The 20487-nt window shown below is 68.0% G+C and carries 19 protein-coding genes; 8 read left to right on the top strand and 11 right to left on the bottom strand.

From position 1 onward, the window contains the following. Positions 1–59: 59 nt before the first annotated feature. Entirely contained in the window at positions 60–449 is a 390-nt protein-coding gene (locus ACKY0X_RS06835; RefSeq protein ID WP_064890205.1) for a nitroreductase family deazaflavin-dependent oxidoreductase, read from the bottom strand. Then, positions 446–1006 carry a methyltransferase family protein gene (locus tag ACKY0X_RS06830; RefSeq protein ID WP_409428825.1) on the bottom strand — a complete coding sequence of 187 codons (561 nt, stop codon included), beginning with the start codon at positions 1004–1006 and terminating at the stop codon, positions 446–448. Before ACKY0X_RS06830 ends, ACKY0X_RS06835 begins: the two co-directional genes overlap by 4 nt. A 90-nt stretch (positions 1007–1096) precedes the next feature. Between ACKY0X_RS06830 and ACKY0X_RS06825 the strand changes: the two genes are divergently transcribed. Beyond that, positions 1097–1696: a TetR family transcriptional regulator gene (locus tag ACKY0X_RS06825; protein WP_409428824.1), complete on the top strand. Its 600-nt coding sequence runs from the start codon at positions 1097–1099 to the stop codon at positions 1694–1696. 15 nt (positions 1697–1711) lie between these two features. On the opposite strand, the gene ACKY0X_RS06820 is transcribed toward ACKY0X_RS06825, so the two are convergent. From ACKY0X_RS06820 to clpS, 6 genes are all read right to left on the bottom strand, one after another. Next, complete coding sequence (locus ACKY0X_RS06820; protein WP_046286177.1) at positions 1712–2488, bottom strand: cyclic nucleotide-degrading phosphodiesterase; 777 nt, start codon at positions 2486–2488, stop codon at positions 1712–1714. Between the two features lie 80 nt (positions 2489–2568). Then, complete coding sequence (murI, locus tag ACKY0X_RS06815) at positions 2569–3375, bottom strand: glutamate racemase (protein WP_046286178.1); 807 nt, start codon at positions 3373–3375, stop codon at positions 2569–2571. Continuing rightward, positions 3372–4031 (bottom strand): rhomboid family intramembrane serine protease, encoded by a 660-nt coding sequence (locus ACKY0X_RS06810; RefSeq protein ID WP_409428823.1) that lies wholly within the window; start codon positions 4029–4031, stop codon positions 3372–3374. Before ACKY0X_RS06810 ends, murI begins: the two co-directional genes overlap by 4 nt. Before the next feature lies 1 nt (position 4032). Next, positions 4033–5103 carry a P1 family peptidase gene (locus ACKY0X_RS06805; protein WP_065039538.1) on the bottom strand — a complete coding sequence of 357 codons (1071 nt, stop codon included), beginning with the start codon at positions 5101–5103 and terminating at the stop codon, positions 4033–4035. A 5-nt stretch (positions 5104–5108) separates the two neighbouring features. Continuing rightward, a complete protein-coding gene (locus ACKY0X_RS06800) occupies positions 5109–5696 on the bottom strand; it encodes a DUF2017 domain-containing protein (RefSeq protein WP_409428822.1) in 588 nt (195 codons plus the stop codon). Between the two features lie 29 nt (positions 5697–5725). Beyond that, positions 5726–6040: an ATP-dependent Clp protease adapter ClpS gene (gene clpS / locus ACKY0X_RS06795; RefSeq protein WP_065039540.1), complete on the bottom strand. Its 315-nt coding sequence runs from the start codon at positions 6038–6040 to the stop codon at positions 5726–5728. 55 nt (positions 6041–6095) lie between these two features. On the opposite strand from clpS, the gene ACKY0X_RS06790 reads away from it, so the two are divergent. Then, positions 6096–7406, top strand: a complete 1311-nt coding sequence (locus ACKY0X_RS06790; protein ID WP_409428821.1) for a nicotinate phosphoribosyltransferase — start codon at positions 6096–6098, stop codon at positions 7404–7406. 8 nt (positions 7407–7414) lie between these two features. Here ACKY0X_RS06790 and ACKY0X_RS06785 read toward each other — a convergent pair whose 3' ends face one another. Next, positions 7415–7681 (bottom strand): YdeI/OmpD-associated family protein, encoded by a 267-nt coding sequence (locus ACKY0X_RS06785; protein ID WP_409428820.1) that lies wholly within the window; start codon positions 7679–7681, stop codon positions 7415–7417. A 239-nt stretch (positions 7682–7920) separates the two neighbouring features. Between ACKY0X_RS06785 and ACKY0X_RS06780 the strand changes: the two genes are divergently transcribed. The 4 genes from ACKY0X_RS06780 to ACKY0X_RS06765 all read left to right on the top strand — a co-directional run bounded on the left by ACKY0X_RS06780 (position 7921) and on the right by ACKY0X_RS06765 (position 12375). Then, entirely contained in the window at positions 7921–8247 is a 327-nt protein-coding gene (locus ACKY0X_RS06780) for a DUF732 domain-containing protein (protein ID WP_409428819.1), read from the top strand. 143 nt (positions 8248–8390) lie between these two features. Then, entirely contained in the window at positions 8391–8765 is a 375-nt protein-coding gene (locus ACKY0X_RS06775) for a nuclear transport factor 2 family protein (protein ID WP_409428818.1), read from the top strand. 44 nt (positions 8766–8809) lie between these two features. Next, positions 8810–10792 carry an ATP-dependent DNA helicase gene (locus tag ACKY0X_RS06770; RefSeq protein WP_409428817.1) on the top strand — a complete coding sequence of 661 codons (1983 nt, stop codon included), beginning with the start codon at positions 8810–8812 and terminating at the stop codon, positions 10790–10792. Positions 10793–11004: 212 nt separating this feature from the next. Then, positions 11005–12375 carry a neutral zinc metallopeptidase gene (locus ACKY0X_RS06765; RefSeq protein ID WP_396873045.1) on the top strand — a complete coding sequence of 457 codons (1371 nt, stop codon included), beginning with the start codon at positions 11005–11007 and terminating at the stop codon, positions 12373–12375. A gap of 121 nt (positions 12376–12496) precedes the next feature. Here the strand turns inward: ACKY0X_RS06765 and glgP are convergent, their stop codons facing one another. Beyond that, positions 12497–15091, bottom strand: coding sequence for an alpha-glucan family phosphorylase (gene glgP, locus ACKY0X_RS06760; protein ID WP_409428816.1), 2595 nt, complete (start codon positions 15089–15091; stop codon positions 12497–12499). A 133-nt stretch (positions 15092–15224) separates the two neighbouring features. Here glgP and ACKY0X_RS06755 point away from each other — a divergent pair, with 133 nt between their 5' ends. Together ACKY0X_RS06755 and glgB are read left to right on the top strand one after the other, a co-directional pair. Continuing rightward, positions 15225–17258, top strand: a complete 2034-nt coding sequence (locus tag ACKY0X_RS06755; protein WP_409428815.1) for an alpha-1,4-glucan--maltose-1-phosphate maltosyltransferase — start codon at positions 15225–15227, stop codon at positions 17256–17258. Then, entirely contained in the window at positions 17258–19474 is a 2217-nt protein-coding gene (gene glgB / locus ACKY0X_RS06750; RefSeq protein WP_409428814.1) for a 1,4-alpha-glucan branching protein GlgB, read from the top strand. The genes ACKY0X_RS06755 and glgB overlap by 1 nt, the downstream gene beginning before the upstream one ends. Before the next feature lie 15 nt (positions 19475–19489). Here glgB and ACKY0X_RS06745 read toward each other — a convergent pair whose 3' ends face one another. Continuing rightward, positions 19490–20401 (bottom strand): tetratricopeptide repeat protein, encoded by a 912-nt coding sequence (locus ACKY0X_RS06745; RefSeq protein ID WP_409428813.1) that lies wholly within the window; start codon positions 20399–20401, stop codon positions 19490–19492. Positions 20402–20487: the final 86 nt, after the last annotated feature.

Below are 20487 nucleotides of genomic sequence, written 5' to 3'. Positions count from 1 at the left end.
AAGAGCGGCGGAGCCGGGCGCTGGGGGCACCTCCCGCTTGCCGGGGACGGTCGCCCGCCTCAGGCGGACGCGGCTTGCGTCGTCAGGTCGAGAAAGTCGGCGACGTCAAAGGCGCGCAAGATCCGGGCTTCGAAACGCCTGACACTCGTACGAGCGGGATCGTGCACCAGCCGCGGGTCGGTCAGCGTCAAGTCCCGGCGCCTGGTGCGCAACTGGCAACCGCCCGCCGTGACAACATTTTTGACCCAGTCGGCATCGGCGCCGTAGGTCAGTGCAACCCGGACTCCGGTAGCGGTCGGAAAAACGTTGACCGGGGTTTCATACATCCGCCCAGAACGGCGGCCGCGGTGCGTTATCACACCGAATCCTGGCGCCCAGGGAGCTATGTGGCGGGTAACCCGGTTCAGCCCGACCCGGTTCCATCGGGCAAGTGCTTTCGGGAAGGTCATCGCTTCACTCCCTTCACTACCCCAGAGGACGCGATCTCATGTTGCCGGTCCGGCACCCACGCGCTGACGCGCGGAATCCACCGCGGGACGTGGCGGCGGTAGGCCTGGTACTCGGCGCCGAATCGCTTGACCAGATGGGGTTCTTCGACGAGGGGTATCGCGATGAGGACCGCGGCGCAGAAGACCGCAAACCAGCCGAGCAGCCACGGCGACGCCGCGAGCGCTGCGGCACCGAGTTGAAGGCAGAACACCGCCGTCATCATCGGGTTACGAACATGCCGGTAGGGGCCGCGCACCACCAGGTTGACCGGCGTCCCCACCGCCAGCGCGCCCTCGCCGACACGGTCGAACAGCCACACCGTCCAGATCAGAAACCACAACCCGATACCGATGAGTGCGACGCCGCCAAGGATCCGCAGCACGCCGGTCGCGGTGGCGGGGTCGGGTAGCGCAGCCCCGGTGAACGCGAGGATCGCCGCGGGGATGAACAGCGTCATGGTGGCGGGCGCGATCAATACCGAGATCAGATGATTCGCCCACAGTGGTCGCTTCGACATTTCCAGCTCCTTTCTTCAACACGCGTTCAAGATTGACCGTAGACCGCTGCGCGCTGATACGTCAACAGGCGTTGAAGTAAGCTGCCTGTCGTGACGGAGCCTGGGCGCGCCGGTCGCTGGCGCAGCGGCCAGCAGAACAAGCAGCGCATCATTGAATCCGCGCGCGACCACTTCACGCGCCATGGCTACGAGCGGGCCACTGTGCGACGTATCGCTGCCGATGCCGGGGTGGATGTCGCGATGGTCTACTACTTCTTCGGCAACAAGGAAGGCCTGTTCAGCGCTTCGGTCCTCGATGTTCCGGAGCATCCGCTGCACCAACTGGCCGGACTGCTCGAGGAGAGCCCCGACGATATCGGTGCGCGACTGGTGCGGCATTTCTTCCAACGGTCCGACGAGGGCACGCTTTTCGATCCGCTGCTGACGGTATGGCGTTCTGCGGCCGTCCAACCATTGGCACGCAGGCTGCTCCACGACACACTGGCCGGACCCGTCGCACATCGCGTAGCGGCCGCGTTCGGAGTGAAAGATGCGGTGCTACGCGTCGAATTCGTCGCGGCGCACCTGGTGGGCCTGGCATTCGCGCGCTACCAGCTCAAGATCGAACCGCTGGCCTCGGCCGGAGTAGAGGATTTGGTGACCTGGATCGGACCGACCGTCCAGCGCTACCTCTGCGAGGAGCCAGACTGACTGATCCGGCCAGCGTCAGGACCGCTTGATGTCGAACGACTCGTCGCACACCACGGCGTGCACCGGACCGTCGAACTCCGCCTTGGCCTCCCCGATCACGTCCTCACGCGAGGTCCAGGGCGGGATGTGGGTCAGCAGCAGTTGTCCGACACCCGCGGCCGCGGCGATGCGCCCGGCCTCGGTTCCCGACAGGTGCAGGTTGGGTGGGCGGTTAGCCTCGTGGGTCCACGACGCCTCGCACAAGAACACATCGGCTCCGCGCGCCAACTCGATCACCGCATCACAGAAGCCGGTGTCGGCGCTGTAGACCAGTGTCGCGCCGGACGGGTCGGTGATCCGCATCCCGTACGACTCGGTCGGATGCGACACCAGCCCGGGCTGCACACTGAGCTCCCCGAAGGTGACCGGCTCACCGTCCACCCAGGCGCGGACGTCGAAGATGTCGGTGATGTCGTCGATCTCGCCGCCGTAGGGCGAGGACGCCGCGCCCATCCGCGACCAGGTGTCGCTGGGACCATAGAGCAGGCCCTTGTCGAACGGCTTGATCGCCACCGACGGGTGATAGCGCCGCCAGACGAACAACCCGGGCAGATCCAGGCAGTGGTCGGCATGCAAGTGCGACAACAGCACATGCACCGACCCCGGATCGACATGGCGTTGCAGGGCGCCGAGGACCCCACCTCCGAAGTCGATTACCAGAGGCGGCGAGTCCGGCGCCTGCAACAGGTATCCCGATGCCGGCGAGTCCGGACCCACCACACTGCCGGAGCAGCCCAGCACGGTCAGTCGCACGTTCCCTACTGTGCCATGTTCGCCGCGAGCATGACGAAGACACCGGCGCTTTGCTCACTATTCGTCATCGAAATCACCGACTAGTGCAATGGAGCGTGGCGGTGGACGGCTCCGACACCGGTGATGGCCGGTCCCAAAAATCGGGTAGCCAGGTCAGCAAACGCCTCCGGATCACCGGTGGCCTCGAAGACCCGCGTTGCCGGGGCGGCCTCATGCGGGCGCAGCAAGTCGCGCTCGGTGAGCACCCGCAGCAGTTCCTTGGCGGTCTCTTCGGCACTGGACACCAGCGTCACCTGCTCACCCATCGCGAGCTGGATCAATCCCGACAACAGCGGGTAATGCGTGCAGCCCAACACCAAGGTGTCGACCCCGGCGCGTTGCAGCGGCTCCAGATAACCCTCGGCCAGTCCCAACACCTGCCGGCCACTGGTGATACCGCGCTCGACGAAGTCGACAAAGCGCGGGCAGGCCACCGCGGTGATCTCGGTGTCACGGGCCGCGGCGAACGCATCCTGGTAGGCATGGCTGGCGATGGTCGCCTGCGTCCCGATCACCCCGATGCGGCCGTTGCGGGTGGTTGCTACCGCCCGGCGCACCGCCGGCAGGATCACCTCGACGACCGGCACGTCGTAGCGTTCCCGCGCGTCGCGCAGGCACGCCGCCGACGCGGTGTTGCAGGCGATCACCAACGCCTTGATGCCCCGCGCCACCAGGTCGTCGCCGATGGCCAGGGCGTGCGCACGGACCTCGGGGATGGTCAGGGGGCCGTAGGGGCCGTTGCCGGTGTCGCCGACGTAGATGATGTCCTCGTCGGGCAACTGGTCGATGATCGACCGGGCGACGGTCAGCCCGCCGACACCGGAGTCGAAGATTCCGATCGGGCTCACGCAGCCGCCCCCCGACGATGTTGCCGGGTCTTGCGTTCGGGAGCGGCCAGCCAATAGGCGGCCAGCACTCCCGCCAGCGCCCCGCACAGGTGGCCCTGCCACGACACGCCACCGCACACGTTAAGCACCGGCACCGCTCCCCACAGGACCCCGCCGTAAAGGAACAGCACCACGACCCCGACCAGGATCTGCCAGATACGGCGGGTGAACCACCCGAACACCACCAAGAAGGCCAGCCAGCCGAAGATCAGGCCGGAGGCACCGATGTGGTCCGTCGGCCCGCACGACGATCCGACGTTGCCGATCAGCCAGGTCCCCAAGCCGCCGACGATCCACACGATCGCGGTGGCCAGCACAAACCGGGACAGCCCGGTCAACGTCAACAAGAAACCCAGCACAAGCGCCGGGCCGGTATTGGCCAGCAGGTGCGCCCAGTTCGCGTGCAACAGCGGGGCGAACAGCACCCCCCACAGGCCGTCGGTCTCCAGCGGCCGGATGCCGTTGCGGTCGAGCTGGTGGCCGCCGACCTGATCCACGGCTTCGATCAGGTAGAGCAGTCCGACGAACGCGATGATGGTGACCCCGCCGGTGCGCCAGACGGATTTCTCCTCAGGCCGCGGCGCGGGTGCGGTTCCCCCGCGGGGAGTCATGCCCACCTCACGGCCTTCCCGACCGGTCGCCGAGCCGCTCGGCGAATGCGCCCGGCACGGTGCCGCGGTAGGTCGGGATTCCGGCCACCGGATCAGCACACAACAACCCCGACAGCACCGCTCGGGCCAGACAGTCCGCCGCGGCGGCACCGACCTCGGCGATCAGGCCCGTCTCCGGGGACATCGCGGCCGGTGTTCCCGGCAGCGGCGGAACCTCGACGGTCCCGGTCGACAACGCGAACACCGTGTCGCCGTCCACCGGCGTGTGCGAGGGCCGGATGGTGCGCGCTAGCCCGTCCTGCGCGGCGATCGCCACCCGGCGGCAGCCCGCCGGGCTCAGCGCGGCGTCGGTGGCCACCACGGCGATGGTGGTGTTGAGCGACACGGATTTGGGTTCCAGGCCGGCAAGGATCGCCAACTGTTCCGACGGCGGCGCCGTCAGCCCGAATTCTTCGATGAGCAGGGTCGACCAGGGCAACCCAGTGGTGGGATCGATGAGTTCGCCGGTGGGATTCACCACCACGATCGCACCCACGGTGACCACGTCGTCCCCGAGCTCCAGTGTCATCGACGCGGTGCCCACGCCACCCTTGAAGACTCCGGCCCGGGCGCCAGCGCCGGCGCCGACGCTGCCCGAAGCCGGTTGTTGGCCGTCGGGCCCGGCAGCCGTGGCCGCGGCGGCGTAGCCGAATTCCGCGGTGGGCCGGCGATCCCAGCCGCCGACCGGAAGGTCGAAGATCACCGCGGCCGGCACGATCGGCACCACCCCGCCCTCCAGCGCCACACCGCGGCCCTGCTCCTCCAACCAGGTCATCACGCCGTCGGCGGTCGCCAGTCCGTAAGCGCTGCCGCCGGAAAGCACCACCGCGTCCACCCAGCGCACACTGTTGGCCGGATCCAGCAGGTCGGTTTCGCGGGTGCCCGGCGCTCCGCCGCGACCGTCGACGGCGCCGACCGTCCCGGGTGGCGCCAGGACGACGGTGACGCCGGTGGCCCAGCCGGACCCCAATGTCGCGTCCGGATCGATCCGCTGGTGGTGGCCCACCCGGATGCCGCCGACATCGGTGATCGAACCCATGCCTTTCATCGCCTGGGCCTTCCCATCAGCGCGACAACCAGGAATTCCTGCAGCACGGTGAGCCATTGATACACGTTGAGTTGACCAGCCATCGCATCACCCGCCGGCAACTGATCGGGGCCCTCGGGGCCGATCTTGAGCACGGCGCCCAGCGCGAGGCGGATGTCGTTGACCGCGGCGATCCAGGCGTTGGCCTGTTCCTCGGTCAACTCGAAGCGGCCGCCCTGTTCGGGAACGGTGGCCAGCACTTGTTGCGCCGCGCCACGTTTGGCGTCGATGATCCCCGGTTCGTGCAGACTGCGCAGGGCCGCGTTCAGGCCGTCTGCGTCGACCGCGGAGCCGTCCGCATCACCTTCCGGGCGATAGAAATCCGGCAGCAGCCGGCGTGTCGTGGCGTCTTCGGGCGGTCGGGTGTTGCCGGTTCGTATCCCGGTGATCTGTTCAAGTTCGTCTGGCGGAGAAGCGGACTCCCGTGCGTCGAGCATCCCGACGATCGAGCCGACCAGATTCCGGAGCAGCGCGGCCTCGTGAAGGGCCAGCGCAGACCGGAAGCGGGGTCCGTCGTCGGTCTCGACCCGCTTCCATTTCTGCACGGTGAAGTCCGGTTCCCTTCGGTTGAGTCTTAGCGGTCCTGCTGCATGGTCGCCCACAAACCGGCGGCATGCAGCTTGGACACGTCGACCTCCATGGACTCACGGCTTCCCGCCGACACCACGGCCTTGCCCTCGTGATGCACCTGCAGCATCAGCTTGGTGGCGTGCTGCTCGCTGTAGCCGAACAGCTTCTGAAAGATGTAGGTCACATAGGTCATCAGGTTGACCGGGTCGTCCCAGACGATGGTCACCCAGGGGGAAGCCGTCTCCTCGACCGGGTCGGCGTGCCGCTGTCCGGTGCCCTGCGGTTTCACCGGGGCGGACGTCGGTGCTGACGTGGCCATACCGGTCAGGATACCGAGCCGAGGTGGGGTGCAGTCCAGTCGATACGGTTGGCGGGTGAACCACTCGGCCCAGTGCGGCGGACTGCTCACCGACAAGTACGAGCTGACCATGCTCGCCGCGGCCCTGCGCGACGGCACGGCGGCTCGACAGGCCGGCTTTGAAATGTTCACCCGCCGACTCCCCGAGGCACGCCGCTACGGGGTGGTCGCCGGCACCGGCCGGTTCCTGGAGGCCCTGACCGGGTTCACCTTCGACGACGCCGCGCTGAGTCTGCTCTCGGAATTCCTGGATCGACAGACCGTCAATTTCCTGGCGGATTTCCGGTTCCGCGGCGACATCGACGGCTACCCCGAAGGCGAGCTGTATTTCGCCGGGTCGCCGGTGCTCAGCGTGCAGGGCAGCTTCGCCGAGTGTGTCGTGCTGGAGACCCTGCTGCTCTCGACCTTCAATCACGACACCGCGATCGCCTCAGCGGCCGCCCGCATGGTCAACGCCGCCGGCGGACGGCCCCTGATCGAGATGGGCTCACGCCGCACGCACGAGCAGGCCGCCGTGGCTGCGGCCCGGGCCGCCTACCTGGCGGGTTTCGCCGGAACCTCCAATCTGGAGGCGCACCGCCGTTACGGTGTGCCGGTGCTGGGCACCAGCGCGCATGCCTTCACCCTGTTACACACCGGCGCCGACGGCGAGCTGGCGGCGTTCCGCGCCCAGGTCGCCGCCCAAGGCGTCGACACCACGCTGCTGGTGGACACCTACGACGTCACCACCGGGGTGGCCAACGCCGTCGCGGCGGCCGGACCGGGACTCGGCGCGGTGCGCATCGACTCCGGTGAGCTGGCGGCGTTGGCCCATCAGGTCCGCGACCAGCTGGACCGGCTAGGTGCCACCGGCACCAAGATCGTGGTCTCCGGTGACCTCGACGAATTCGGCATCGCAGCGCTGCGGGCGGCGCCGGTGGACAGCTACGGCGTCGGCACCGCGTTGGTGACCGGCTCAGGCGTGCCCGCGGCAGGGTTCGTCTACAAACTGGTCGAGGTGGACGGCAAGTCGGTGCACAAGCGCAGCACCGGCAAAGAGTCGCAGGGCGGACTCAAACAGGCGCTGCGGGTCGCCCGCGAAAGCGGCATTGTCACCGAGGAGGTGGTCTACCCGGCCGGGCACCCACCGGCGGTGGACGCGCGGGCCCGGACCTTGACCGTTCCGCTGGTCCGCGGCGGCGAGGTGGTGACCCCCACCGGGGCGACGGCGCTGGCCGCAGCGCGCGAACGCGTGGTGGCCGGGCTGCACAGCCTGCCGTGGGAAGCGCTCAAACTCGCGCATGGCGAGCCGGCGATCCCGACGCGGCTGGTTCCCGGCGGCGCCTGAGCGCGCTCCTATTTTCCGTTGCGTTCGCGATGCTTGCACCCGGGCCAGCAGCACGGGCGGCGCATGCCCTCCTCGAGCTCCTCTCGCGTGCGGCGAATCCGTCGCTCGCGGGTCGCCTGCTGCTTGGCGTCTTCAACCCAGCAGATGAACTCGTTGCGCGCCAAGGGCGTAATGTCCAGCCACGCGGCCAACGCCGCGGCGCTGACGGTCAGTCCGTCGCGCAGGTCATCGGGAAGGTCGTGCACTGCGCCGCCTGGCAATCGCTGGCTGCTCATCGCCTCAGGGTAGCGGCCGATGGCGGCGTCAGTGCTGTAAGAGGTTGACGGTTAGACGAAACAGCCGTCAGGCGGCCGGGTTACCGACGTGCGCCGCAATCCGTCCAGCAACCCATGCGCGTTGGGGTCGAGCTCACCACCGGAATGTTCACGAACCGCGAGCCATAAATCGTGCGGTCAGGTAATACTGGGCCAGCCATTGAGGGCACCCCCCGGTGTGAAATGACGGAAGGGACGTGATGGGAAACATTGCGCGAGCAGCGGGCACTGGTTTGACAGCGTTGGGATTTCTGTTCGGAACTGCCGGGGTGGCTCAGGCCGATGACCAGAGTTTCTTGAACTACATCCACGACAACGGCGTGCCAATGAACGCGCCGATGGGTGTCGGAGACGCCAGCCATTTGATGGCAGGCGACATGATTTGCCGGATGCTGCGCACCGGCCACACTCCGGCCGATCTGCCGTTCCTCGGGCTGGTACAGGAGCAGTACAAACCGCAGCTGGTAGAAGGCGCTCAACACGAATTGTGCCCCGACACGCTTAAACAGGCCGCTGCTGCCGAATAAGCTTGCGACTGCCTCCCCCTTAGTCGCAAGATGCGGTCGGCTTAACTCAGTGCGTTGCCGATAGGACCGCCATGGTTTCCTGGTGGTCTTCGGCCAGAAAATCAGTCGAGCCGCGGACGCCGGTGTCGCTACCGTCCACGGGTATGGATATCGATGCCGCGACGTTCAGCCGGGACTGGGCGCGGGACTGGAACAACCTGGACATGGACGCTGTGTTGTCACACTTTCACGACGACGTCGTGTTCACCTCCCCGGTGGCCGCCCAGATGTATCCCGAGACGGCCGGAGTGATCCGCGGCAAGGCCGCACTGCGCCGCTACTGGTCCGGCGCACTGCAGCGCATGCCGGATCTGCATTTCGTGGTCGAAGACGTTTACCGGGGCATCGACACCATCGTGATCAACTACCGCAACCAGAACGGCGGACTCGTCAATGAGGTCCTGCGATTCGACGGTGACGGCTTGGTCACCGAGGGGCACGGAACCTATCTGGTGGCCCGCTCGGCCGCCACGGCCTGACGGATGAGCATGCCGATCCGAAAGCGGGCTACCGTGTGCACACCATGGCTGACCCGTCCGTATCCGAGCTGCTCGCCGCCGCGGTAGCCGCACTGGGCGGCAGCGAACGCGAGGGCCAGGTCCGTATGGCCGAGGCGGTGGCGCGCTGCTTCGAGACCGGCGAGCATCTGGCGGTGCAGGCCGGCACCGGTACCGGCAAGTCGCTGGCCTATCTGGTTCCGGCGATCGCGCGGGCGTTGACCGACGAGAACCCCGTCGTGGTGTCGACCGCGACCATCGCATTGCAGCGCCAGCTCGTCGACCGTGACCTGCCGCGTCTGGCCGGCGCCCTGGAAAAGGTGCTGCCCCGGCGGCCCACCTTCGCACTGCTCAAGGGTCGACGGAATTACCTGTGCCTGAACAAGATCCACACCGGCATCGCCGAGGAATCCGACGACGAGCCGCAGGCCGAGCTGTTCGATCCGTTCGCGGCAAGTGCCCTGGGCCGCGACGTGCAGCGGCTGACCGCGTGGGCTGAAGACACCGACACCGGTGATCGCGACGACCTCAAACCCGGTGTACCGGAACGGTCCTGGTCTCAAGTCAGCGTCTCGGCGCGCGAATGTGTGGGCGCCGTGCGCTGCCAATACGGCACCGACTGCTTCGCCGAGCGGGCCCGCGCCGTCGCTTCCGAAGCCGACGTCGTCGTCACCAACCATGCCCTGTTGGCCATCGACGCCATCTCCGACACCACAGTGCTGCCCGAGCATCGCCTGCTGGTGATCGACGAGGCGCACGAACTCGCCGACCGGGTGACCTCGGTGGCCACCGCCGAGCTGAGCGCGACCATGCTCGGCGTCGCGGTGCGCCGTGTTGGCCGGCTGGTCTCCCCCGAGCTGGTCCAGCGCCTCGATGCCGCATCGCTGACGTTCGGCTCGGCGATCCACGACGGCACCCCCGGCCGGATGGATCACCTCGACGAGGAGCTGGCCACCTATCTGGCCGCCCTGCGTGATGCCGCCGGGGCGGCCCGCGCAGCCATCGACACCTCACCTGCCGATCCCAAAGCCGCGGCGGCGCGCAAGGAGTCGGTCGCCGCGCTGACCGAGATCGCCGACACCGCGTCCCGGATCCTGACCTCGTTCGAGCCGGCCATCCCCGACCGCTACGACGTGGTCTGGCTCAGCCATGAAGACAACCGGGGCTCGGTGCGGGCCGTGCTGCGGGTCGCACCGCTGTCGGTGGCCGGCCTGCTGCGCGAGCGGCTGTTCGCCCGCGCGACGACGGTGCTGACCTCGGCGACGCTGACGGTCGGCGGGTCCTTCGACGCCATGGCCGGCGACTGGGGTTTGCGGCGCGGCGAAGATCCCCAGGCCGCGCGCTGGCGGGGCCTTGATGTCGGCTCACCTTTTGCGCACGCCAAGTCGGGCATCCTCTACATCGCGGCACACCTGCCGCCACCCGGGCGCGACGGCACCGGCACGGCCGAACAACTCGACGAGATCACCGCCCTGATCACCGCGGCGGGCGGCCGAACGCTGGGCTTATTCTCCTCGATGCGAGCGGCACGAGCCGCGGCCGAGGCGATGCGCGAGCGCCTCGACACCCCGGTGCTGTGCCAGGGCGACGACACCACCGGTGCGCTGGTCGAGCAGTTCGCCGACGACGCCGAGACCTCGCTGTTCGGCACGCTGTCGCTGTGGCAGGGCGTCGACGTACCGGGACCGTCGCTGTCGCTGGTGCTCATCGACCGCATCCCGTTCCCGCGGCCCGATGATCCGCTGCTGACCGCCCGGCAGCGCGCCATCACCGCGCGCGGCGGCAACGGCTTCATGGCGGTGGCCGCCAACCACGCCGCTCTGCTGCTGGCCCAGGGCGCCGGCCGGCTGTTGCGCGGAAACGACGACCGGGGCGTGGTGGCGGTGCTCGACTCCCGGATGGCCACCGCCCGTTACGCCGGATATCTGCGGGCCTCGCTACCGCCGTTCTGGGGCACCACCGACACCGCGAAGGTGCAGCTGGCGCTGAAGCGGCTGCGCGGCGCCTAAGCCCACTATCGTGGTACCTCATGCGCCCTGCCCGCCGACGGCACCGTGTTAATGCGGCGGCCCCAGCTTCGCCTCTCCTTCGTCGAGGCTCGCTGAACCGCCGTGCTCATGCGGCGGCCCCAGCTTCGCCTCTCCTTCGTCGAGGCTCGCTGAACCGCCGTGTTCTCGTCACTGCCTGCGCGCTGGTGTTATTGCTGAGCGGATGTGCCCGCATGCTCGACGGGAAACCCGTGTCGGTATTCGCCGACCCGTTCCGGGTGGGCGGCCTGCAGGCCGTCGACGGCCCCACCGGGCTGCGCCCCGACGCCCCGCCACCGACCCGGGAGGTCGACGGCACCGACGGCGGCCGGATCGATCAACTCGCCGCGCAGTCGGTCAGCGACCTCGAGGCGTTTTGGACCACGACCTATCCCAACACCTTCGACGGCGATTTCAGGCCTGCGAAGTCACTGCTGTCCTGGGATCCGGCGCAACTACGTGGAAAGTTCTGTGACAGTAGAACTTTCCTGTTGGTCAACGCGGCCTACTGCTATCTGGACAACACCATCGGCTGGGATCGCCGACTGCTGCTGCCCGCACTGCGAAGCGCCTATGGCGACATGGCCATCACCATGGTGCTCGCCCACGAGTACGGCCACGCGATTGCCCGCACCGCCGGCATCACCAAGCGGCGCCAGACCCCGACACTGGTGGCCGAGCAGCAGGCCGACTGCCTGGCGGGTGTCTACCTGCGTTGGGTAGCCCAGGGGGATTCCCCGCGTTTCACCCTGAGTACCGGCGACGGGCTCAACGGCGTGTTGGCTGCGATGCTGGCGCTGCGTGATCCGTTGCTCGGGCCCGACGAGTCGATTGGCAACAACGAGCATGGCTCGGCCTTCGAACGGATCTCGGCGTTCCAGTTCGGGTTCACCGACGGCGCCGGCTCGTGTAAGGCCATCGACGCCAAGGAGATCGAGCAGCGGCGCGGCGAACTGCCGGTTCAGCTGCAACAGGACGAGACCGGCGAGGTGCCGGTCAGCGAGGAATCGGTGCGGCTGGTCATCGACGCGATGAACATCGCGTTCACGCCCGACCAGCCACCGAAACTCACCTTCGACGCCGCGACCGCTTCGTCGTGCTCGGACGCGCGCCCCAGTCCGCCGGCCTCGTATTGTCCGGCGAGCAACACCATCGCGGTCGACCTGCCGGCCCTGCAGACCATGGGCACCCCCAGCAAGGACCAGAAGTTGGCGACGCTGTCCGGCGACAACACCGCCTACTCGGCACTGATCTCGCGGTACCTGCAGCGCGTGCAGATCGAGCACGGCGGGCTGGTGCTCGACAACGCCGCGGCCGCGCTGCGCACCGCCTGCCTGACCGGGGTGGCCACCACCCGGCTGTCTCAGGGCGTCACCACCTCCAACGGCGGCAGGATCGCGTTGACCGCGGGGGATCTGGACGAGGCGGTCGCCGGGTTGTTGACCAACGGCCTGGCCGCCGGCGACATCAACGGCGAATCGGTGCCGGCCGGCTTCTCGCGCATCGACGCCTACCGCACCGGGGTGCTCGGCGACTTCGATCGCTGCCTGGCCCGTTTCCCGTGACCCCGCGTTCTCCGTGGGCCGGCGAATCGTTCAGATTGCACTGAAGGTCGTCGATTTCGACGAATCGCAGCCCTGAGCGCAATCTCACCGACGGGAAAGCTCGCGCCGCCCCTTGCCGGCCTCAGGCCAGGGTCACCAGTCCCAGTTCGGCATCGCCGGACAGCAACGGATGGCACGGCAGCACCCGCACGGTGTAGCCCACCGACCCGGCCACCGGTAGCCGGCTGGTCGTGGAGAAGACTTCCGTTCCGTCCGCATCGGTGTGGGCGTGCGACATCGCCACGGTGACCGGGTCCAGCAGGGTGTCACCGGAATCCACTCGGCCCAGCACCGCCTGCACGGCCACCTCGTCCGGCCGCAGCCCGGCCAGGCGAACCGAGGCGGTCAGGGTCAACTCCGAGCCCAGCCAGGGTGCGTCCGGCAGTCCGGTGCTGTCGACGTCGGTGATCTGGATGTGCGGCCAGGCTGCTTCTGCCCGACGCCGGTAGTCGGCCAATTGACGTGCCGCACCGAAGGGCACCCCGTCAATCGGTTCGCAGGTGCGCCGCAACGACTGCGCGGCCGGGGCATAACACTGCTCCACGTAGTCATGCACCATCCGCGACGCCAGCACTTTCGGCCCCAGCGTCTGCAGGGTGTGATGCACCATCTCCATCCAGCGCGGCGGCACTCCCCGATCGTCGCGCTCGTAGAACTTCGGCACCACCGACGACGCCAGCAGGTCATAGAGCGCCGCGGCTTCCAGATCGTCGCGCCGATTCTCGTCGGCGACCCCGTCCGCGGTGGGAATCGCCCAGCCGTTCTGCCCGTCGAACCACTCGTCCCACCACCCGTCGCGAATCGACAGGTTCAGCCCGCCGTTGAGCGCGCTCTTCATTCCCGAGGTGCCGCATGCCTCCAACGGGCGCAGCGGGTTGTTCAGCCAGACATCGCATCCCGAGTACAGGCGCCGCGCCATCGACATGTCGTAGTCGGGCAGGAACGCAATGCGGTGCCGCACTTCCGGGCGGTCGGCGAACCGCACCACCTGTTGAATCAGCGCCTTGCCGTCTTCGTCGGCCGGATGGGACTTTCCGGCGACGATCAGCTGGACGGGGCGCTGCTCGTCGAGCAGCAGTTGCTCCAATCGGTCGGGATCACGCAGCATCAGCGTCAACCGCTTGTACGTCGGCACCCGCCGGGCGAAGCCGATGGTCAGCACGTCAGGGTCGAATGCCGTAGCGATCCAGCCCAACTCGGCCTCCGAGGAACCGCGTTCCAGCCCGGACTTCAGCAACCGCAACCGGACCTCGTCGACGAGCAGCGCCCGCAGCTGCGAGCGGATGGACCACAACGTCACCGGATCGACCTGCTGCAGACGTTGCCAGGCCGCCGGCTCGCTGAACGAGTCGGGCGCGGCCACGTCGCGACTGAGCTGCAGCCACGGCGGCGCCGCCCAACTCGGCGCGTGCACGCCGTTGGTGATCGAGCCGATCGGCACCTCGTCGCCGTCGAAACCGGGCCACAGGTCGTTGAACATGACCCGGCTGACCCGCCCGTGCAGCCGCGAAACACCGTTGGCGCGCTGCGCCAGGCGCAGCCCCATGTGGGCCATGTTGAACATGCCGGGATCGTGTTCGTCCCCCTGCTCCATGCCCAGTTCCATGATCCGCTCGGTAGGCACCCCGGCGACCAGGGCATCACCGCTGTCGTCGAAGTAGCGGCGCACCATGTCGGCGGGAAACCGGTCGATTCCGGCCGGCACCGGGGTGTGCGTGGTGAACACCGTCGCCGAACGGACCACGGCCAGCGCGGTGTCGAAATCCAGGCCCTGCTCGGCGATCAGCTCACGGATGCGTTCGATACCGAGGAAGCCCGCGTGCCCCTCGTTCATGTGAAAGACCTCCGGAGCGGGCATGCCCTGCAACCGGGTGAACTCGCGGATGGCCCGAACACCACCGATACCAGCCAGAATCTCCTGACGGATCCGATGCTCCTGATCGCCGCCGTACAACCGGTCGGTGATTCCCCGCAGCTGGTGGGGATTCTCACCGATGTCGGAATCCAGCAGCAACAACGGCACTCGGCCTACCTGCGCGACCCAGATCCGGGCCCGCAACCGCCCGGCGCCGGGCAACGCCACCTCGATCAGCACCGGGTGGGCGTCGGTATCGACCAACAGCCGCAACGGCAGCCCCTGCGGATCCAGCGCCGGATAGGTTTCGCGCTGCCAGCCGTCGGCGGTCAACGCTTGACGGAAATACCCGGACCGGTAGTACAGCCCCACCGCGATCAGCGGCACACCCAGATCTGACGCCGACTTCAGGTGATCCCCGGCCAGGATCCCCAGGCCGCCTGAGTAGTTGGGCAAGGCTTCGGCGACGCCGAATTCCATCGAGAAGTAGGCGACCGCCGTCGGCAGCGCCTCGCCGCCGTCCTGCTGGTGCTGGTACCACCTCGGGCTGGTCAGGTACGCCGTGAGATCGGCAGCCAGCGCATCGAGCCGGGCGGTGAACTCCTGGTCGGCGGCCAGCTCTTCGAGCCGCGCGGGACTGACCGCCCCGAGCAGCGCGACTGGGTCTCGCCCACTCCTGTCCCACAGTTCAGGATCGATGGCGGCGAACAGCTCCTGCGTCGGCTGCTCCCACGACCAGCGCAGGTTCATCGACAGCTGCTCGAGTGCCAGCAGCCGCTCGGGAAGGTGGGCGCGAACGGTGAACCGGCGGAGGGCCTTCACGCCTCACTACCTTACCGAAGCGGAGCCTGCCGAACAGACCTGACGATTCGGTTGCGAACGCCTCGCTCGGTTCCGGTGGACATCGCTGGACAGCTACCGTGGGCGCATACAGCCCGACGACGAACGGAGTGTGGTGGCTGGACGAGTCGAGGTCGACGATGTCGAACCGGTCGTCTCATGCGGCCGCTACCCGGCCAAAGCCGTGGTCGGTGAGACCGTGCCGGTCAAGGCCACTGTCTGGCGTGAAGGCCATGAGGCCGTCGCGGCGACGTTGGTGGTACGTCACGCGGGGCTCCGCTACCCGCTGCCCGGTGATCCGCCACCGACCTCCGCGGGCTCAGCGCTGCATCTGCCCATGCACACCGGGTTCGACGCCTACGTGTTTCACGGTGCCTTCACCCCCGACGCCGTCGGCTTGTGGACCTTCCGGGTCGAGGGCTGGGGCGATCCGTTGCAGAGCTGGCGGCACGCGGTGACCGCCAAGCTCGATGCCGGCCAGGCCGCAGCCGAACTGTCCAACGATCTGTTGATCGGCGCCGAGTTGTTCGCCCGCGCCGCAGCCGGGGTACCGACCGCACGGCGTGAACCGGTGCTGGCGGCGGCTGCTGCGTTGCGCGCCCCAGGCGATCCGGTGTCAAGGGCCGCGCCGGCACTGTCGTCCGAACTCGACGAGCTGCTGGCCCGCTACCCGCTGCGTGAGCTGGTCACCGCCGGCGTCGAGCACCAGGTGTGGGTGGATCGGCCGCTGGCACGGCGCGGCGCGTGGTACGAGATGTTTCCGCGCTCGACGGGCGGCTGGGACGCCGAAGGCCGCCCGGTACACGGCACGTTCGCCACGGCCGCGGCGGCACTGCCCCGGATCGCACAGATGGGTTTCGACGTGGTGTACCTGCCGCCGGTCCACCCCATCGGACGTGTACACCGCAAGGGCCGCAACAATTCCGCGACCGCCGAACCCGGCGATGTGGGTTCGCCGTGGGCCATCGGCAGCGTCGAGGGGGGCCACGACGCGGTGCATCCGGAGCTGGGCGATATCGGTGACTTCGACGACTTCGTCGCCGCGGCCCACCGGCTCGGCCTGGAGGTCGCGCTGGACCTGGCGCTGCAGTGCGCACCGGACCATCCCTGGGCCACTCAGCATCGGGAATGGTTCACCGAGCTGCCCGATGGCACCATCGCCTACGCAGAGAACCCGCCGAAGAAATACCAGGACATCTACCCGCTGAACTTCGACAACGATCCGGCCGGCCTGTACGCAGAGGTGTTGCGGGTGGTCCGGTTCTGGATGGACCACGGGGTGAAGATCTTTCGGGTGGACAACCCGCACACCAAGCCCCCGGACTTCTGGCTCTGGCTGATCGCCGCCGTCAAGAACATCGACCCCGACGTGCTGTTTTTGTCCGAGGCGTTCACCCCGCCGGCGCGCCAGTACGGCTTGGCTAAACTGGGCTTCACCCAGTCCTACTCGTACTTCACCTGGCGGACAACGAAATCCGAGATCACGGAGTTCGGTCAGCAGATCGCCGAGCTCGCCGATTTCCGCCGGCCGAATCTTTTCGTCAACACCCCCGACATCCTGCATGCCAGCCTGCAGCACGGCGGCCCCGGAATGTTCGCCATCCGCGCGGTACTGGCGGCGACACTCGGCCCGGCGTGGGGCGTGTACTCCGGATTCGAGTTGTTCGAAGACCGTGCCGTGCATGAAGGCAGCGAGGAGTACCTCGATTCGGAGAAGTACGAGCTTCGTCCCCGCGATTTCGCCGGCGCCGTAGCCGAAGGCCGCTCCCTAGAGCCGTTCATCGCCCGGCTCAACGAGATTCGCCGAATGCACCCGGCCTTCAATCAGCTGCGCACCGTGCACTTCCATCATGTCGACAACGACGCGCTGCTGGCCTACAGCAAGTTCGACCCGGCTACCGGGGACACCGTGCTGGTGGTGGTCACGCTGAACCCGTTCAGCGCCGAGCAGGCGACGCTGCACCTGGACATGTGGGCACTGGGAATGCCTGACTACCAACGCTTCTGGGTACGCGACCAGATCAGCGGAGAAGACTACAACTGGGGCCAGGAAAACTACGTGCGCCTGGACCCGGCACATGCGGTCGCCCACATCGTCACCATGCCGCCGATCAACGCCGGCACCCGCGTCGAGCTGCTGCGCCGCTGATGAGCACCATGACCCGACACCTGGCACCCCCTCCTGCCGACCTGGCCCGGCTGCTAGCCGGTGAGCACCACGATCCGCATTCCATCCTGGGCGCCCACGAATACGGCAAGACCACCATCATCCGGGCCTTGCGCCCGCGCGCTCGGCGCGTGGCGGTGCTCGTCGGTACCGAACGCTTCGTCATGCGCGACCTGGGCTCCGGGCTGTTCGCTGCGGCGCTGCCGTTCACCGATCTGATCGACTACCGATTGGAGGTGCACTACCCCGAGACGGCCGAATTCGCCGAACCCACCGGGGTGCAGACGGTCGCCGATGGGTATCGATTCGCGCCGACTCTGGGCGAATTCGACCTGTACCTGTTCGCCGAGGGACGCCACGAACGCCTCTGGGAAGTGATGGGGGCTCAGCACCGCAGCTTCACAACGCCGGACGGCGAGGTGTCCGGTGTGTCCTTCGCGGTGTGGGCACCCAATGCCACCGGGGTGAGTCTGATCGGTGATTTCAACGGTTGGGCCGGTGACAACGCGCCGCTGCGATCATTGGGCTCCTCGGGAATCTGGGAGTTGTTCTGGCCCGACTTCCCCACTGCCGGCCTCTACAAGTTCCGCATCCACGGGGCCGACGGCGCGGTCACCGAGCGCGCCGATCCGTTCGCCTACGCCACCGAGGTACCGCCGAGGACCGCATCGATGGTGACGGCCAGCGACTACATCTGGCACGACGCCGAGTGGATGGCGCAGCGCTGCAAGCGCGACCCGGTGAGCGAGCCGATGAGCACCTACGAAGTCCATCTGGGCTCTTGGCGCCCGGGGCTCACCTACCGCCAGCTGGCGGTGGAACTGACCGAATACGTTGTTCAACAAGGCTTCACCCATGTGGAACTGCTGCCGGTGGCGGAGCACCCGTTCGGCGGGTCTTGGGGATACCAGGTGACGTCGTATTACGCCCCGACGGCGCGCTTCGGCACCCCCGACGACTTCCGGGCGCTGGTCGACGCCCTGCACGGAGCCGGCATCGGCGTCATCGTGGACTGGGTGCCAGCACACTTCCCCAAAGACGACTGGGCCCTGGGTCGATTCGACGGGACCCCGCTGTACGAGCACTCCGATCCACGCCGCGGTGAGCAACTCGACTGGGGCACCTACGTATTCGACTTCGGCCGCCCGGAGGTGCGCAACTTCCTGGTCGCTAATGCGCTGTATTGGCTGACCGAGTTCCACGTGGACGGGCTACGGGTGGATGCCGTGGCATCGATGCTCTACCTGGACTATTCGCGCCCGCACGGCGGGTGGACCCCCAATATCCACGGCGGCCGCGAGAACCTGGAGGCGGTGCAGTTCCTGCAGGAGCTGAACGCGACCACCCACCGGGTCGCGCCGGGCATCGTGACCATAGCCGAGGAGTCCACCTCCTGGCCGGGAGTCACCCGCGACACCAGCCTTGGCGGACTGGGCTTTTCGATGAAATGGAACATGGGCTGGATGCACGACACCCTGGCCTACCTTGGCCACGATCCGGTGCACCGCAGCTACCACCACCACAACATGACGTTCTCGATGCTTTATGCCTTCAGCGAGAACTACGTGCTGCCGGTCAGCCACGACGAGGTGGTGCACGGCAAGGGCACACTGTGGTCGAGGATGCCCGGCGATTCCCACCACAAGGCCGCGGGCCTGCGCGCCCTGCTGGCCTACCAGTGGGCGCATCCCGGCAAGCAATTGCTGTTCATGGGCCAGGAGTTCGGTCAGCGCGCCGAGTGGTGCAACGAGCGCGGAGTCGACTGGTTCCAGCTCGACCCCCAGATCGAGCCCGACGGCTACTCCCCCGGCATCCTGCGGCTGGTCAGCGACCTCAACGCCCACTACCGCGCGCTGCCGGCCCTGTGGACCCAGGACTCCGACCCGCGGGGCTACTCCTGGATCGACGCCAACGACTCGACCAACAACGTGTTGAGCTTCCTGCGCTACGGCACCGACGGTTCGGTGCTGGCCTGCGTGTTCAACTTCGCCGGCGTCACCCACGCCGATTACCACCTGGGGCTGCCGCGCGCGGGCCGCTGGCGCGAGGTGCTCAACACCGACGCGGTCGGCTACCGCGGGTCAGGTGAGGGCAACTTCGGCGGGGTCGAGGCCACCGACGAACCGTGGCATGGCCGTCCGGCCTCGGCGGTGCTGGTGTTACCCGCCTTGTCTGCCGTGTGGCTGGCGCCCGAATAGCGCCAGCCCGCCGGGTCAGTACAGCGCGTTGGCCAGATTGCGCCGGCCGGCGACAACCTCCGGGTCGGCCGGGTCGAACAGCTCGAACAGCTCCACCAGCCGGGTCCGCACCGCGGTGCGCTCGTCACCGGCGGTCCGCCGCACCAGGGCGATCAGCCGGTCAAACGCAGCGGTGACGTCTTGGTTGAGGATCTGCACGTCAGCGGCGGCAAAGGCGGCCTCGACGTTGCCCGGGTCGGCGTCGGCCTGGGCGGGCGCATCGGGTTGCCGGCCGGTCGCGCGTTCCAGGAAGGTGAGCTGGCGCAGTGCCCCCTTGGCTTCGACATTGTTGGGGTCGGTGTCCAGCAACGCCTGATAGGAGGCTCGCGCCGCCGGGAAGTCACCGGCGTCGAGTTGCTCACGGGCCTGGGCCAGCACCGGGTCCACCTGCTCGGGCTGCTCAGCGTCACCGCCGCCGGCAAGCTTGCCTGCGGTGGCCGACACCAGTGAGTCGACCCAGCGGCGCAGCTGGTCGGGCGGCTGGGGCCCCTGGAAGCTGGTGATCGGTTGACCGGCAGCCAGTGCCACCACGGTCGGTACCGCGTCCACGCCGAACACCTGCGCCACCCGCGGGGCGACGTCGACGTTGACGGTGGCCAGCGCCCACTTGGGCGCGCCGTCGGCATTGTCCGCCTGGGCCAGCGCAGCCAGGGTGTCGGCGAGCTGAAGGCAGGCTTCGCTGCGCGGTGACCACAGCAGCACCACCACCGGCACCTGATTGGACCGGACCAGCACCTCGTCTTCGAAGTTGGCCTCGGTGATCTCGGTGGCACCCGGCGGAGCCGGGGTGTTCGCGGCGGCGCCGCCGGATTGAGCCGGCTTCTTGAGGCCGGACAAATCGACTGCTCCGGCCAACGCCGGGCCGATCGGGGGTCGAGGACGCGTCACGACGTCAAGTCTGTCACGCCACCCTCGCGGCGCCACCGACGGCCGTTTTCGCGCGCGACCACCACACTATGACCAAGATCACACTT

Source organism: Mycobacterium sp. SMC-11 (genome assembly GCF_046250095.1).
Lineage (GTDB): Bacteria > Actinomycetota > Actinomycetes > Mycobacteriales > Mycobacteriaceae > Mycobacterium > Mycobacterium heraklionense_A.
This window is presented reverse-complemented; position numbering and strand designations above follow the sequence as displayed.